We start from the raw sequence: 14589 nt of genomic DNA, 5'->3' as shown, positions 1-14589 counted from the left end.
CCCAGCCCTCTCCCGGAGGGAGAGGGGGATGGGTCCGGCACCGGCCTCGGCATCGTGCCGGCCCGAACCGCAGGCAACGCCAGGGACGCTTCCCTTCTCCCTCCGGGAGAAGGTGGCCCGCAGGGCCGGATGAGGACCGGGCAGGCGCCGAGTTCCCCGTCTCGCGCCGGCTCAGCGCCAGCCGGCGCGGTCCATCAGCATGATCGCCTCGGCCTGGCGCTTGCCGGCCACTTCGACAGGGATGGTGTCGGCCTTGAACTCGCCCCAGGCCGCCACTTCCTCGGACGGCTGCACGGCCGGATTGGCCGGGTATTCCTGGTTGGTGCCGGCGAAGATGCTCTGCGCCTGCTCGCCGGTCATCCACTCCACCAGCTGGCGCGCGGCTTCCGGGTGCGGCGCGTGGCGGGTCAGGCCGATGCCCGACAGGTTCACGTGCACGCCGCGATCCTGCTGGTTCGGCCAGAACAGGCGTGCCTTGAGCTGCGGATCGGCCTTGTGCAGGCGCCCGTAGTAGTAGGTGTTGACCAGCCCGACATCGCACAGGCCGGCGTCCACCGCCTGGATCACCGCGTTGTCGTCGGCGAACACGTCGGTGGCCAGGTTGTCGACCCAGCCGCGGACGATCTCCTCGGTCTTCTCGGCACCGTGGGTCTCGATGAGGGTGGCGGTCAGCGACTGGTTGTAGACCTTCTTGCTGGTACGCAGGCACAGGCGGCCTTCCCATTCGTCGTCGGCCAGCGCCTCGTAGGTGCTCAGCTCCGCCGGGTCGACCCGCTCGGTGGAGTAGACGATGGTCCGCGCGCGCAGCGACAGGCCGGTCCAGGCATCGTTGGAGGAGCGGTACTGGGACGGGATGTTCTGCTTCACCACCGCCGAGCCCAGCGGCTGCAGGATGCCCATCTGCTCGGCCTGCCACAGGTTGCCGGCATCGACGGTGAGCAGCAGGTCCGCCGGAGTGTTCTCGCCCTCGGCCTTGATCCGGGCCATCAACGGGGCTTCCTTGTCGGTGATGAACTTCACCCGGACCCCGGTCTCCCTGGTGTAGGCATCGAACACCGGCTTGATCAGCTCGTCGATGCGCGAGGAGTACACCACCACTTCGTCGGCGGCCTGGAGGGCGCCGGAAACGGTGGCGAGCGCCAGGGCGGCGAGAATTCCTTTGCTTGCCTGCATGGAACGGCCTCTTCTGCTGTCTGCAAATAGGAGCCAAATAGTAGTGAATACTATTTACGTTCTCAATGTGCAGGATCGCCGCACAGGTAACAGGCCATTGCGTCAGGCCCGCGCCAGCGGCGGCAGGTCGCCTGTCAGGCCGAGTGCCTGGCGCACGAACATGGCTTTCATCGCCGGCACCGACTCGACCGCCTTGAGGCCGGTGTTGCGCAGCCAACGCACGGCCGGCGCGTCGGCCTGGAACAGCCGCTCGAAGCCCTCCATCGCGCCCATCATCGCCAGGTTGTGCGGCATGCGCCGGCGCTCGAAGCGGCTCAGCACGCGGATGTCCCCGGGCGCCTGCCCGCGCGCGCGGGCCACGAGGATCACCTCGGCCAGTACCGCGGCGTCCAGCAGCCCGAGGTTCACCCCCTGACCGGCGAGCGGGTGGATGGTATGCGCGGCATCGCCGATCAGCGCCAGCCCGGGCTGCACGTAGCGCTTGGCATGCCGCTGGCGCAGCGGGATGCACAGCCGCGAGTCGACCTCGAGCACCGCCCCGAGGCGCTGCTCGAAGGCCGTCCCGAGCGCCCGGGCAAAGGCCTCGTCGTCGCAGACCATCAGGCGTTCGGCCTCGCGCTCGGTGACCGACCAGACGATCGAGCACCAGTGCAGGTCGTCGCCGCGCTCCAGCGGCAGGAATGCCAGCGGGCCGTCGTCGGTGAAGCGCTGCCAGGCGGTGCGCCGGTGCGGCGCGTCGCAGCGCACGCTGGTGACGATCGCATGGTGCAGGTAGTCCCATTCGCGGGTCTCGCTGCCGGTCAGCCGGCGCACCAGCGACTGGGCGCCGTCGGCGGCCACCAGCAGCGGCGCGCGCAGTTCCTCGCCGCCGGCCAGCGCCAGATGCCAGGCCTCGCCGTCGCGGCGGACCTGCTCGAGCCGCGCGCGGCCCTGCAGCCTGACCCTGGTGCCGCGCCGCAGGGCCTCCAGCAGAGCATCCTGCACCACGCGGTTCTCGACGATGTGGCCGAGCGCCTCGGCGTGCACCGAAGCCGCGGTGAAATGCACGCCGCCGGTCCCCGAGCCGTCCCAGACGTCCATCTCGGTGTAGGCGCAGGCACGCCGCCCGGCGATCCCCGGCCAGGCACCGACCCGCTCGAGTATCCGCTGGCTGGCCGCCGAGAGCGCGCTCACCCGCGGCTCGAAGGCGCCCTCGCGGTCGAACGGCTGCACCTCCAGCGGGCCGGCGTCGATCAGCAGGATGTCCAGGCCGCTGTCCTGCAGCGCCAGGGCCAGCGTGCTGCCGACCATGCCGGCTCCGACGATGATCAGATCGGCGTCCATGTGCCCTCCTTCGTTGTTGGCGGCGACGCGGGTGTTCACCGGCTGCCAAGCCCCATCGCCTGGCGCGCGAACCAGCGCTTGGCCGGCGGCAGCAGGTCGAGGCCGACCAGCCCGAGGTTGCGCAGCAGGATCGAGCCGGGGCCGGAATCGCCGAACAGCCGCGTCACCTGGTCGGAGAAACCGACCGTCAGGCGCTGGTCGAAGCGCTGGCGCTCGAGGTAGCGCCGCAGGGTAGCGAGCTCGCCCGGCGGCCGTTCGCCGGCGAGCAGCTCCTCGGCCAGTACGTCGGCGTCGCGCAGCGACAGGTTGTAGCCCTGCCCGGCGATCGGGTGCAGGCTGTGCGCGGCGTTGCCGAGCACCACCAGGCCGCTGCGCACCTGCTCGTCGGCCTCGACCAGCGACAGCGGGTAGAGATGCCGCGCACCGACCTGGCGGAATCCGCCGAGGCGATAGCCGAAGGTGTCCTGCAGCTCGGCGAGGAAGGCCGCCTCGTCGAGCGCGGCCAGCCGCGCCGCGTCGTCCTCCGGGCGGGTCCAGACCAGCGCGCAGCGGTTCTCGGCGAGCGGCAGCAGGGCCATGGGCCCGTCGTCGGTGAAGCGTTCGAAGGCCAGCCCGTGGTGCGGCCGGCCCGGCGTGACATTGGCGATCAGCGCGGTCTGCCCGTAGGGGCGCTCGCGGACCGGAATTCCGAGCTGCTCGCGCAGGCCCGAACGGCCGCCGTCGACCAGCACCGTGAGGCTCGGCTCGAGCACGCTGTCGTCCTCGAGCGTCAGTCGGTAGCCCTGTTCGGCGACAGCGATGCTCGCGACACGCGCCGGGCAGTGACGGCGCACCGTGCCGGCGTCGAGCGCATCCCACAGGCAGCGGCCGATCCAGGCGTTCTCCACCACGTAGCCGAGCGCCGGAACGCCTTCGTCGGCGGCGCTCAGGCGGGTCGCGCCGAAGCGCCCGCGGTCCGACACATGGATGTCGAGGATCGGTTCGGCGCGCAGGGCGATCGCCGACCACACGCCGAGCCGCTGGTAGATCCGCCGGGTGCCCTGCGACAGCGCCGTGGAGCGGGCGTCATAGCTCGGCTGGTAGTCGCTGCCGGGCGCCACTGGCTCGATCAGCTCGACCTGCCAGCCGCGCTGCCGCACCCCCGCCTGCAGGGCCAGCGCCAGGCTGGCGCCGACCAGCCCGCCACCGACGATCGCTATCGAAGGCGCGCCCACGGCTCAGGCGACCTCGCCTTCGCGGGCGCGGGCCGCGGCCATCAGCGCCTCGATCTCGTCGGCCTGCTTGGGCACGCCGCCGGTGAGGATCTCGCAGCCGTCGCGGGTGACCACCACGTCGTCCTCGATACGCACGCCGATGCCGCGCCATTTCCTGGCGACCTGCTGGTTGTCCGGCGCGATGTAGACGCCGGGTTCCACGGTCATCGCCATGCCCGGCTCGAGCACGCGCCACTGGCCGCCGACCCGGTAGTCGCCGACGTCGTGCACGTCCATGCCCAGCCAGTGGCCGGCGCGGTGCATGTAGAACGGCTTGTAGGCCTCCTCGGCGATCAGCTGCCCGACCTCGCCCTCGAGCAGCCCGAGGCGCACCAGCCCGGCGGTGATCACCCGGACGGTGGCTTCGTGGGCCTCGTTCCAGTGCCTGCCCGGCGCGATGTACTCGAAGGCGGCCAGGTTCGCCTCCAGCACGATTTCGTAGATGGCCCGCTGCTCGGGGCTGAAGCGGCCGTTGACCGGGAAGGTGCGGGTGATGTCGCTGGCGTAGCAGTCGATCTCGCAGCCGGCGTCGATCAGCACCAGGTCGCCATCCTTGAGCGGCGCATCGTTCTCGCGGTAGTGCAGGATGCAGGCGTTGCGTCCGGCGGCGACGATCGAGCCGTAGGCCGGCATGCGCGCGCCGCCCTTGCGAAATTCATAGTCCAGCTCGGCCTCGAGGTGGTACTCGTGCAGCCCCGGGCGGCTGGCCTGCATCGCCCGCACGTGGGCGCGCGCCGAGATCTGCGCGGCTTCGCGCATCACCTTCACCTCGGCGGCGGACTTGTACAGGCGCATGTCGTGCAGCAGGTGATCGAGCGCGACGAATTCGTTCGGCGGCTGCGCGCCCTGCCGGGCCTTGGCGCGGATGCTGTTGATCCACTCCATCAGCCGGTGATCGAACTCGGCGTTGCTGCCGATCGCGTAGTAGACGCGCGAGCGCCCCTCGATCAACCCGGGGAGGATGTCGTCGATGTCACCGATGGGAAAGGCATCGTCGGCGCCGTACTGGCCCACCGCCCCTTCCTGGCCGGCGCGCAGGCCGTCCCAGAGTTCGCGCTCGGGGTCGCGCTCGCGGCAGAACAGCACGTACTCGCCGTGCTCGCGCCCGGGGATCAGCGCGATCACCGCCTCCGGCTCGGGAAAGCCCGAGAGGTACTGGAAATCGCTGTCCTGGCGGTAGACGTGTTCCACGTCCCGGTTGCGGATGTACATGGGGGCCGCCGGCAGGATGGCGATGCTGTTCGGCTCCATCTGCGCCATCAGCGCCTTGCGGCGCCGGGCATACTCCGACTTGGGAATGCGGGTCGCGGACACGGGGTACTCCTCGGTACAGGGATCAGTGCAGGGAAGGCCTGGGGGCCTCGGCCGGCGCCTTGCCGCATTCGGCGAACAGCAACATGGGCGCCACGCGCAGGTATTCCATCACTTCCATGTAGTCGCTCTCGGCGTCTTCCGACTCCTCCAGCGCGCTCTGCACCTGGGCGATGGCCGCCAGGTCCTGCAGCACCTCGCGGGCCTCGTCGCTGAGTGCGCGATCGCCGGCCACCACGCCGAAACCGCCGAGAAAACCCTGGCACCACTGGCCGAGCGCCAGGGCGCGCTCGGCGACCGGCGCCTCGTCGGACGGCAGCAGCAGCACCAGCGTCATGTCTTCGCCGCCGAGCTCGCCCTTGACCATGTCCTGCAGGCCGATCAGCGCCTGGCGCACCGGCTCGTCGGGCTCGCCGCCGAGCAGCTCGCTGGCGTCCCGCAGCCAGGGCTCGGCCTCGAAGCCGGCGCCGGCGCAGCTGCGACCGACCAGCAGGCCGTGCAGCTCGGCCGGGGAAACGGGATGGGCGCTGCTGGCCAGCAGGCTGGCGAACGCGACGTAGGGAGAACTCGGAATCGGCATGGGCGGCTAGGCGCCGGCAGGGCGCAGTGTCTAGAATGAAGGCTTCGTATCCTAGCACCGGCGCGCGAGCCAAGACCATCCGACTGCAGGCCGCGGCCCCCGACGCCATCAGGTGAAAAGCCCATGGAAGACGCCGACCTGTCCCAGCTGGCGGGCAAGGTGAACCAGCTGATCCAGCGCATCGAACAGCTCAAGGCCGAGAACCGGCTGCTGCTGGCGAACGAACGAGCCTGGCGCGAAGAACGCGCTCATCTGATCGAAAAGAACGAATTGGCCCGGCAGAAGGTCGAAGCGATGATTTCGCGCCTGAAAGCCCTGGAGCAGGACACATGACCCAGCCCGACACCGTCACCGTCCACATCATGGACAAGGAATACTGCATCGCCTGCCCGCCGGCCGAACGCAGCAATCTGGAAAACGCCGCGCGCTACCTCGACGGCAAGATGCGCGGCATCCGCAGCAGCGGCAAGGTCATCGGCGCGGACCGCGTGGCGGTGATGGCCGCGCTCAACATCGCTCACGAGCTGCTGCAGAAGCAGCAGCACCAGGACGCCGAAGCCAGCAACGCGCGCGACCAGGTGCGCAACCTGCTGGAGCGGGTCGACAGCGCCCTGGCCGCCGATCAGAACTCGGCCGGCAACTGATCGACGGTCGGACGATTGCGGTATACTGCGCGCAACTCCCTGGCATGTGCGCCAGCTGGCGATGACCCTCTCCCGATACGCAACACCATGGAGGCTGCACGCGGGACCGGTGTGCATGTCCGCCTGACGGAAAGCCTGAAGGTCTCCGGCAGTCGCCACCTTGAACTTTCGGGTTCAAGGGCCTACGCCGGCAGCGGCATGCTGGGGAGCCACTTCTCATGATCGTAGCCGAAGGCCTCAGCCGCCCGGCGCTGCGACGCCAGTTGCGCCAATGCCGGCGCGCCCTTTCGCCCCGTCAGCAACGCCAGGCCGCGCTCGCGCTGCGTCGCCAACTGGCCCGGCATCCGCTGTTCCGCCGCGCACGGCACGTCGCGCTGTACCTGCCCAACGACGGCGAAATCGACCCGCGCCCGCTGCTAGCCGAAGCCCGCCGCCGCCACAAGCAGGTCTATCTGCCGGTCCTCAAGGCCTGGCCGCGCACGCGGATGGTCTTCCAGCGCTTCGATGCGCACGAGCGGCTTTCATCCAATCGTTTCGGTATCGCCGAGCCGCGGCCGCGACCCGACCGGCAACGTCCGGTCTGGGCGCTCGATCTGGTGCTGATGCCGCTGGTGGGCTTCGATGACCGGGGCGGACGCCTCGGCATGGGCGGTGGCTTCTACGATCGCAGCCTGGCCTACCTGAGAATGCGCAAAAATTGGCACAAACCGACGTTGCTGGGGCTGGCCCACGAGTGTCAGAAGGTCGACCGGCTACCCCTGTCCAGTTGGGACGTGCCCGTGAAGGCAACGGTAACGGACAGGGGCTGGTACGCCTCGGCGGCGTCAGAGCGCGACAGACTGTCGGCTCGGCTTCAACGCTGCGGTGCGACCACCGGGGCCGGCTCGCCCTGACGGTCCCAGAGGCTCTGGGTGTAACCGGTGGTCACCACTCCGAGACTGAACAACACGACGAGAACCCACAAAATATCCGGCTTGCGCTTCATCAAACTCGCCTCCCCCTGACAGGCAGATCATCCCATCGTCATCGCTTTCTTCTGTTTTGAGCGTTCCGATGGCGCCAAATTTTCAACCACGGCATTCTCCGCCAAGCACCGAAACAGCGCAAACGCTGTTTCCGACCGATTGTCGGAGAAACTGCCGCCTTCCCTTGCGTTAGACGCGCGATCTTGAGAGCAAAGTCCATGCCGTACTGGTTGATGAAATCCGAGCCGGATGAGTTTTCGGTCACCGATCTCGAAAAACGTGAAACAGGTCGCTGGGACGGCGTGCGCAACTATCAGGCGCGCAACCACCTGCGCGCCATGCAGCCGGACGACCTGTTTCTCTTCTACCACTCCAGTTGCCCGATTCCAGGCGTGGCCGGCATCGGTCGGATCGTCCGCGGTGCCTATCCGGACCCGACCGCCACCGACCCGCAGAGTCCCTATTTCGATCCGAAGACGGCCGGCTCCGGGCGCAACCCCTGGAGCGCGGTGGACGTGGCGCATGTGGAGACCTTCGCCCAGGTCCTGCCGCTGACGGCCCTGAAGGCCGAGCCGGCGCTCGCGGAACTGGCGCTGGTGCAGCGCGGCAGCCGGCTGTCGGTGATGCCGGTCGGCGAGCGCGAGTGGGCGCAGATTCTGCGCATGGCCCGCTCGAGCCAGGCCATTTGACCCGTATCAAGGCGCCCCGCAGCGGTTGAACCATACTCAGGGTCCACCGTTTCCGCCGCGAGGCCCCGATGAAAGACGCCCTCCGCCGCCGGCTCGTGCCCGTCGGCGCCCTCGCCCTGCTGCTGCTCGCCGGTGCCTGGCTCTGGCACGAACTGCGCCCCTCCGGCTTCGGCGAGAACATCGCCAGCGGCAACGGACGCATCGAAGCGACCGAGGTCGACGTCGCCACCAAGCTCGGCGGCCGGATCGCCAGCATCGATGTCAGCGAAGGCGCCTTCGTGACGTCCGGCCAGGTGCTGGGACGGATGGACACCCAGGTGCTCGAGGCCGAGCTGGCGCAGGCGCGTGCGCAGCTGCGCCAGGCGGAGAACGGCCGGCTCACGGCGCAGGCCCAGGTCGGGCTGCGCGAGAGCGAGAAGGCCACCGCCGAGGCGGTGGTCCAGCAACGCCGCGCCGAACTGGATGCGGCCGAGAAGCGCTACGCCCGCACGCGCATCCTGGTGGAGCGCCAGGCGGTGTCCCGACAGACCCTCGATGACGACCTGGCCGCCCGCGAAAGCGCGCGGGCCGCCCTCTCCGCCGCTCGCGCCCAGGTCAGCTCGGCCGAAGCCGGCATCGCCGCCGCCCGCTCGCAGGTGATCGAGGCGGAATCGGCGATCGAGGCCGCCCAGGCCGGCGTCGCGCGCCTGCAGGCGGAAATCGACGACAGCCTGCTGAAGGCCACCCGCAGCGGCCGCGTGCAGTACCGCATCGCCGAACCCGGCGAGGTGCTCGGCGCCGGCGGCAAGGTGCTCAACCTGGTCGACCTGACCGACGTCTACATGACCTTCTTCCTGCCGGAACGGCAGGCCGGCCGGGTCGCGCTCGGCACCGAGGTGCGCCTGGTGCTCGACGCCGTGCCGCAGTACGTGATCCCCGCGCGGGTGAGCTACGTGGCCAGCGTCGCCCAGTTCACGCCCAAGACCGTGGAGACCGAAAGCGAGCGCGAGAAGCTGATGTTCCGGGTCAGGGCGCGCATCGCCCCCGAGCTGCTCGAGCGCCACCTCGAACAGGTCAAGACCGGCGTGCCCGGCATGGCCTACCTGCGCCTCGACGAGCGCACGCCCTGGCCCGAGCAACTGGAGATCCGGCTGCCGTGATCCCGACGCGCGAGCCGGTCGCTCGACTGTGCGGGGTCGCCCACCGCTACGGCGCCACCCGGGCGGTGGACGACCTGACCCTGGACGTGCCGGCCGGCGTGATGGCCGGCCTGATCGGCCCGGACGGCGTAGGCAAGTCCAGCGTCCTGGCGCTGATCGCCGGTGCCCGGCGCCTGCAGCACGGCCAGCTGGAAGTGCTCGGCGGCGACATGGCCGACGCGCGGCACCGGCGCCGGCTGTGTCCGCACATCGCCTACATGCCGCAGGGCCTGGGCCGCAACCTCTATCCGACGCTGTCGGTGCAGGAGAACCTGGACTTCTTCGGCCGCCTGTTCGGCAAGGCGCATGCCGACCGCCGGCAGCGCATCGAGGCGCTGCTCGCCAGCACCGGACTCTGGCCGTTCCGCGAGCGGCCGGCAGGCAAGCTGTCCGGCGGCATGAAGCAGAAACTCGGACTGTGCTGCGCGTTGATCCACGACCCGCAGCTCTTGATCCTCGACGAACCGACCACCGGCGTCGACCCGCTGTCGCGCAGCCAGTTCTGGGACCTGATCGAGCGCATCCGTGCCCAGCAGCCGGGCATGAGCGTGCTGGTCGCTACCGCCTACATGGAAGAGGCCGAGCGCTTCGACTGGCTGGTGATGATGGACGCCGGCCAGGTGCTGGCCACCGGCGCGCCGGGCGAGCTGCGCGCCCGCACCGGGAGCCCCGACCTGGAATCGGCGTTCATCGCGCTGCTGCCGGAGGCGAAACGCCGTGAACACCGCCATCCCGTGGCGCCGCCGGCCACGGCCGGCTCCGATGCGGTGGCCATCGAGGCCCGCCGGCTGACCTGCCGCTTCGGCGACTTCACCGCGGTGGACCATGTCGACTTCCGCATCCGCCGCGGCGAGATCTTCGGCTTCCTCGGCTCCAACGGCTGCGGCAAGTCCACCACCATGAAGATGCTCACCGGCCTGCTGCCGGCGACCGAGGGCGAGGCCCTGCTGTTCGGCCGGCCGGTCGCGCCCAACGACATGGAGACGCGCCGCCGGGTCGGCTACATGTCCCAGGCGTTCTCGCTGTACACCGAGCTGAGCGTGCGCCAGAACCTGGTGCTGCATGCCCGGTTGTTCCACGTCCCGGCCGCGGAGATCGACGCGCGCGTGGCCGAGATGGCGCAGCGTTTCGGGCTCGGCCAGGTGCTCGACACACTGCCGGACGAGCTGCCGCTGGGCGTGCGCCAGCGCCTGTCGCTGGCGGTGGCGGTGATCCATCGCCCGGAAATCCTGATTCTCGACGAACCCACCTCCGGCGTCGACCCGATCGCCCGCGACGCTTTCTGGCAGTTGATGTTCGACCTGTCGCGGCGCGACGGCGTGACCATCTTCATCGCCACCCATTTCATGAACGAGGCCCAGCGCTGTGACCGCATCTCGCTGATGCACGCCGGCCGGGTGCTGGACAGCGACACCCCCGCGGGGCTGATGGCCAAGCGCGGGCTGGACAGCCTCGAGCAGACCTTCATCGCCTACCTGCGCGAGGCGGCGAAGGAAGACGAACCGGCCGTCGCGCCACCGGCGCCGGCCACGCAGGCCCCGCCGCCGCGGGTGGGCAGCCACTTCAGCCTCGGCCGCCTGCTCAGCTATGCCCGCCGCGAGACGCTCGAGCTTCGCCGCGACCCGATCCGCGGCGGCATGGCGCTGCTCGGCACCACGCTGCTGCTGTTCGTCATCGGCTACGGCATCAGCTTCGACGTGGAAAACCTCAACTTCGCCGTGCTCGACCGCGACCAGACCACCAGCAGCCAGGCCTACATCCAGAACCTCAGCGGCTCGCGCTATTTCTCCGAGCAGCCGCCGCTGCGCGACTACGACGACCTCGACCGGCGCCTGCGCCGGGCCGAAATCAGCCTCGCGGTGGAGATCCCGCCACAGTTCGGCCGCGACCTCAAGCGCGGCGATTCGCCGACCGTGGGCGTCTGGGTCGACGGCGCGATGCCGACCCGCGCCGACACCGTCAAGGGCTATGTCGAAGGCATCCACCAGGCGTTTCTCCAGGAGCTCGCCCGCGGCTCGCCCCAGCCGAGCGCGCCGGCGCTGGCCGCGGTGGAGATCCGCTACCGCTACAACCCCGACGTGGAAAGCCTGGAAGCCATGGTGCCGGCGGTGATCCCGATGCTGCTGATGCTCATCCCGGCCATGCTCACGGCGCTGGCGGTAGTGCGCGAGAAGGAGCTGGGCTCGATCGTCAACCTCTACGTCACGCCGGTCACGCGCCTGGAGTTCCTGCTCGGCAAGCAACTGCCCTACGTCGGCCTGGGCCTGCTCAACTTCCTGCTGCTGGTGGCGCTGGCGGTGACGGTGTTCGGCGTGTCGCTCAAGGGCGGCCTGCCCACGCTGCTGCTCGGCGGGCTGCTCTACGTGACCTGCGCGACCGGCCTCGGCCTGCTGATCTCGACCTTTACCAACAGCCAGATCGCCGCGGTGTTCGGCACGGCGATCGCGACCCAGCTGCCGGCCGTGCAGTTCTCCGGGCTGATCTACCCGGTGTCCTCGCTGGAAGGCGCCGGCGCGCTGGTGGGCCAGCTCTACCCCACCTCGCACTTCCTGGTGATCAGCCGCGGGACCTTCTCCAAGGCGCTGGGCTTCGCCGACCTCTACCCCTATTTCGTCCCGCTGCTGCTCACCATCCCGGCGTTGTGGCTGCTGTGCGTCACCCTGCTGAAGAAACAGGAGGCCTGATGCGGCAGCTGGCCAACATCGCCCGCCTGGGCGTCAAGGAGTTCCACAGCCTGCGCCGCGACCTGGCACTGGTGCTGCTGATCGTCTGGGCCTTCAGCCTGGGGGTCTACTCCTCGGCGACGAGCATGCCGGAAAGCCTGCACCACGCCTCGCTGGCGGTGGTCGACGAGGACGATTCGCCGCTGTCGCAGCGCCTGTTCGACGCCTTCCAGCCGCCCTACTTCAAGCCGCCGCAACGGATCGACCCAGCCGAGATGGACCGCGGCATGGATGCCGGCCGCTACACCTTCACCCTGAACGTCCCGCCGAACTTCCAGCGCGACGTGCTCGCCGGCCGCAGCCCGGCGCTGCAGCTCAACGTGGATGCGACCCAGGTCAGCCAGGCCTTCAGCGGCGCCGGCTACATCCAGGCGATCGGCTCGGCGGAGATCGCCGAATTCGTCCGCCGCGCCCGCGGCACGCCGGCCGCGCAGGTGGAGATGGCGATGCGCGTGCGCTTCAACCCCAACCTGACGCGCACCTGGTTCGGCTCGGTGATGGAAGTGATCAACCAGATCACCATGCTGTCCATTGTGCTCACCGGCGCGGCGCTGATCCGCGAGCGCGAGCACGGCACCATCGAGCACCTGCTGGTGATGCCGGTAACGCCGCTGCAGATCATGCTGGCCAAGGTCTGGTCGATGGGGCTGGTGGTGCTGCTGGCCGCCACTGCCTCCCTGCTGCTGGTGGTGCGCGGCTGGCTCGGCGTGCCGCTGGCCGGCTCGCTGCCGCTGTTCCTCGGCGGCGCCGCGCTGCACCTGTTCGCCACCACCTCGATGGGGGTGTTCTTCGGCACCCTGGCGCGCTCGATGCCGCAGCTGGGGCTGCTGACCATCCTGGCGCTGATTCCGCTGCAGATCCTCTCCGGCGGCACCACGCCGCGCGAAAGCATGCCGGAGCTGGTCCAGCACATCATGCTTGCGGCGCCCACCACCCACTTCGTCAGCCTGGCGCAGGCGATCCTCTATCGCGGCGCCGGGCTGTCGATCGTCTGGCCGCAGTTGCTGGCGCTGCTGGCGATCGGCTCGCTGTTCTTCGCCGGCGCGCTGTGGCGCTTCCGCCGCGCGCTGGCGCAGATGGCCTAGGGCGGCTGCAGGCAGAAGCGAGCACCTCTTGCAGCTTACGGCTTGCCGCTACTGAATGATCAGATTGTTGAACAGCAGGTCGTCGACCAGCGGCGTGCCCTCTTCCTGCTCCAGCACATCGCGCACCTGCTTGAGCGCCTCCTGGCGCAGCGTCTCCTTGGCCTCGACGCTGCTCAGGCTGGCGTCGGTCTGCTCGGCGAACAACAGGATCAACTGGTTGCGGATCAGCGGCTCGTGGTGTTCCACCTTGGCCTGCGCCTCGGCAGTGGCGACCCGCAGGGCCACGTCCGCCTTGTAGTACTTCAGGCGCTCGCCGCTGCCATAGTTGCCGACCAGCGCGGGCGTCAGGGTGTAGTAGATCGGCTTGGCGGCCGTCTCCCCATCCGCCGGCGCGGCGGCCAGGGCGGTGGTGGACAGCGTGGCGGCGAACAACAGGGCGATCAAGCGCTTCACGGGACGACTCCTCGGGCGAAGCGGCTAGCATAGCCAGTGCCAGCCGGCGACCCAAGCCCGGCGCTTATGCAGGCCCATCAGGGCGGGGCATTCTCGTTTGATCGCCGACACACGCCACCTAGACTGCAGGCGACAACAACGGGTGCGGCGTCAGGCACGCACGCGCCCGCTCACCCGCAGAAGGAAAGCCGCATGAAAGCTGTGCTGTGCAAGGCGTTCGGCCCGCCCGAAACGCTCGTCGTCGAAGAGACCGAGGCTCCCCGGATCAAGCAGAACGAAGTACTGCTGGAGGTGCACGCCGCGGGGGTGAATTTCCCCGACACCCTGATCATCGAGGGCAAGTACCAGTTCAAACCGCCCTTCCCCTTCTCCCCGGGAGGCGAAGCCTCCGGCGTGGTGCTGGAAGTCGGCGAGAAGGTCACCCATCTCAAGGTCGGCGACCGGGTGATGGGCCTGACCGGCTGGGGCGGCTTCGCCGAGCAGGTGGCGATGCCCGGCCACGGCGTGCTGCCGATGCCCGCGGACATGAGCTTCGAGACCGCCGCCGCGTTCAGCATGACCTACGGCACCTCGATGCACGCACTCAGGCAGCGCGCCAACCTGCAGCCCGGCGAAACCCTGCTGGTGCTCGGCGCCTCGGGCGGAGTCGGCCTGGCCGCAGTGGAGATCGGCAAGGCCATGGGCGCCCGGGTGATCGCCGCGGCCTCCACCGCCGAGAAGCTGGAAGTGGCCCGCAACGCCGGCGCCGACGAGCTGATCAATTACTCCGAAGGCAGCCTGAGGGAGCAGATGAAGACGCTGACCGGCGGCCAGGGCGTGGACGTGATCTACGACCCGGTGGGCGGCGGGCTGTTCGAAGAGGCCTTCCGCAGCATCGCCTGGAACGGCCGGATGCTGGTGGTCGGCTTCGCCGCCGGTGAGATCCCTTCGCTGCCGGCCAACCTGCCGCTGCTCAAGGGCGCCGCCCTGGTCGGCGTGTTCTGGGGCGCGTTCGCCCAGCGCCAGCCGCAGGACAACCTGGCCAACTTCCGCCAGCTGTTCGCCTGGTATGGCGAGGGCAAGCTCAAGCCGCTGGTGTCCCGGACCTTCCCGCTCGAACAGGCGCCCGAAGCGATCGCCACCCTCGGCCAGCGCAGGGCGGTCGGCAAGGTGGTGGTGAAGGTGCGATAGAGGCTGGAGGCTGGAGGCTGGAGGCTGGAGGCTGGAGGCTGG

General features: G+C 69.5%; 14 protein-coding genes and 1 other RNA gene. 9 read left to right on the top strand and 6 right to left on the bottom strand.

What is annotated here, in order from left to right; genetic code table 11:
- Positions 1-171: 171 nt before the first annotated feature.
- The 5 genes from H610_RS0122145 to H610_RS0122125 all read right to left on the bottom strand — a co-directional run bounded on the left by H610_RS0122145 (position 172) and on the right by H610_RS0122125 (position 5640).
- Complete coding sequence (locus H610_RS0122145) at positions 172-1173, bottom strand: extracellular solute-binding protein (RefSeq protein ID WP_028241712.1); 1002 nt, start codon at positions 1171-1173, stop codon at positions 172-174.
- A 102-nt stretch (positions 1174-1275) separates the two neighbouring features.
- Positions 1276-2496 carry a 2-octaprenyl-3-methyl-6-methoxy-1,4-benzoquinol hydroxylase gene (locus H610_RS0122140; RefSeq protein ID WP_028241711.1) on the bottom strand — a complete coding sequence of 407 codons (1221 nt, stop codon included), beginning with the start codon at positions 2494-2496 and terminating at the stop codon, positions 1276-1278.
- A 35-nt stretch (positions 2497-2531) separates the two neighbouring features.
- Positions 2532-3710, bottom strand: coding sequence for a 2-octaprenyl-6-methoxyphenyl hydroxylase (gene ubiH, locus H610_RS0122135; RefSeq protein ID WP_028241710.1), 1179 nt, complete (start codon positions 3708-3710; stop codon positions 2532-2534).
- 3 nt (positions 3711-3713) lie between these two features.
- A complete protein-coding gene (pepP, locus tag H610_RS0122130; RefSeq protein ID WP_028241709.1) occupies positions 3714-5063 on the bottom strand; it encodes a Xaa-Pro aminopeptidase in 1350 nt (449 codons plus the stop codon).
- Positions 5064-5085: 22 nt separating this feature from the next.
- The gene (locus tag H610_RS0122125; protein WP_028241708.1) at positions 5086-5640 is read right to left on the bottom strand and encodes a YecA/YgfB family protein; all 555 of its coding nucleotides are present in this window, start codon (positions 5638-5640) and stop codon (positions 5086-5088) included.
- A gap of 123 nt (positions 5641-5763) precedes the next feature.
- On the opposite strand from H610_RS0122125, the gene H610_RS0122120 reads away from it, so the two are divergent.
- The 8 genes from H610_RS0122120 (at position 5764) to H610_RS0122090 (ending at position 12924) form a co-directional block, all read left to right on the top strand.
- Positions 5764-5973, top strand: a complete 210-nt coding sequence (locus H610_RS0122120) for a TIGR02449 family protein (RefSeq protein ID WP_028241707.1) — start codon at positions 5764-5766, stop codon at positions 5971-5973.
- Entirely contained in the window at positions 5970-6284 is a 315-nt protein-coding gene (locus tag H610_RS0122115) for a cell division protein ZapA (protein ID WP_028241706.1), read from the top strand. The genes H610_RS0122120 and H610_RS0122115 overlap by 4 nt, the downstream gene beginning before the upstream one ends.
- A 33-nt stretch (positions 6285-6317) precedes the next feature.
- Positions 6318-6496, top strand: a non-coding RNA gene (gene ssrS / locus H610_RS25260) — 6S RNA.
- A gap of 6 nt (positions 6497-6502) precedes the next feature.
- Entirely contained in the window at positions 6503-7177 is a 675-nt protein-coding gene (locus H610_RS24375) for a 5-formyltetrahydrofolate cyclo-ligase (RefSeq protein ID WP_051231921.1), read from the top strand.
- 290 nt (positions 7178-7467) lie between these two features.
- Positions 7468-7938, top strand: coding sequence for an EVE domain-containing protein (locus H610_RS0122105; protein ID WP_028241705.1), 471 nt, complete (start codon positions 7468-7470; stop codon positions 7936-7938).
- Between the two features lie 68 nt (positions 7939-8006).
- On the top strand, positions 8007-9077 hold the full coding sequence (locus H610_RS0122100; protein ID WP_028241704.1) for an HlyD family secretion protein: 1071 nt from the start codon (positions 8007-8009) through the stop codon (positions 9075-9077).
- Entirely contained in the window at positions 9074-11800 is a 2727-nt protein-coding gene (gene rbbA, locus H610_RS0122095; protein WP_028241703.1) for a ribosome-associated ATPase/putative transporter RbbA, read from the top strand. The genes H610_RS0122100 and rbbA overlap by 4 nt, the downstream gene beginning before the upstream one ends.
- Positions 11800-12924, top strand: a complete 1125-nt coding sequence (locus H610_RS0122090) for an ABC transporter permease (RefSeq protein ID WP_028241702.1) — start codon at positions 11800-11802, stop codon at positions 12922-12924. Before rbbA ends, H610_RS0122090 begins: the two co-directional genes overlap by 1 nt.
- 48 nt (positions 12925-12972) lie before the next feature.
- On the opposite strand, the gene H610_RS0122085 is transcribed toward H610_RS0122090, so the two are convergent.
- Positions 12973-13368 carry a flagellar basal body-associated protein FliL gene (locus H610_RS0122085; protein ID WP_408055012.1) on the bottom strand — a complete coding sequence of 132 codons (396 nt, stop codon included), beginning with the start codon at positions 13366-13368 and terminating at the stop codon, positions 12973-12975.
- A gap of 201 nt (positions 13369-13569) precedes the next feature.
- Between H610_RS0122085 and H610_RS0122080 the strand changes: the two genes are divergently transcribed.
- Positions 13570-14547, top strand: coding sequence for an NADPH:quinone oxidoreductase family protein (locus H610_RS0122080; protein WP_028241700.1), 978 nt, complete (start codon positions 13570-13572; stop codon positions 14545-14547).
- Positions 14548-14589: the final 42 nt, after the last annotated feature.

It is taken from the genome of Stutzerimonas azotifigens DSM 17556, assembly GCF_000425625.1.
Classification (GTDB): Bacteria; Pseudomonadota; Gammaproteobacteria; order Pseudomonadales; family Pseudomonadaceae; genus Stutzerimonas; species Stutzerimonas azotifigens.
Note: the sequence above shows the minus strand (reverse complement) of the source record. Positions and strands in the feature narration are given on the sequence as shown.

Coding starts and splice junctions, on each gene's coding strand:
- H610_RS0122100 (WP_028241704.1), top strand. CDS start 8,007: ATGAAAGACGCCCTCCGCCGCCGGCTCGTGCCCGTCGGCGCCCTCGCC.
- H610_RS0122105 (WP_028241705.1), top strand. CDS start 7,468: ATGCCGTACTGGTTGATGAAATCCGAGCCGGATGAGTTTTCGGTCACC.
- H610_RS0122120 (WP_028241707.1), top strand. CDS start 5,764: ATGGAAGACGCCGACCTGTCCCAGCTGGCGGGCAAGGTGAACCAGCTG.
- H610_RS0122125 (WP_028241708.1), bottom strand. CDS start 5,640: ATGCCGATTCCGAGTTCTCCCTACGTCGCGTTCGCCAGCCTGCTGGCC.
- H610_RS24375 (WP_051231921.1), top strand. CDS start 6,503: ATGATCGTAGCCGAAGGCCTCAGCCGCCCGGCGCTGCGACGCCAGTTG.
- H610_RS0122145 (WP_028241712.1), bottom strand. CDS start 1,173: ATGCAGGCAAGCAAAGGAATTCTCGCCGCCCTGGCGCTCGCCACCGTT.
- H610_RS0122115 (WP_028241706.1), top strand. CDS start 5,970: ATGACCCAGCCCGACACCGTCACCGTCCACATCATGGACAAGGAATAC.
- H610_RS0122080 (WP_028241700.1), top strand. CDS start 13,570: ATGAAAGCTGTGCTGTGCAAGGCGTTCGGCCCGCCCGAAACGCTCGTC.
- H610_RS0122090 (WP_028241702.1), top strand. CDS start 11,800: ATGCGGCAGCTGGCCAACATCGCCCGCCTGGGCGTCAAGGAGTTCCAC.
- H610_RS0122140 (WP_028241711.1), bottom strand. CDS start 2,496: ATGGACGCCGATCTGATCATCGTCGGAGCCGGCATGGTCGGCAGCACG.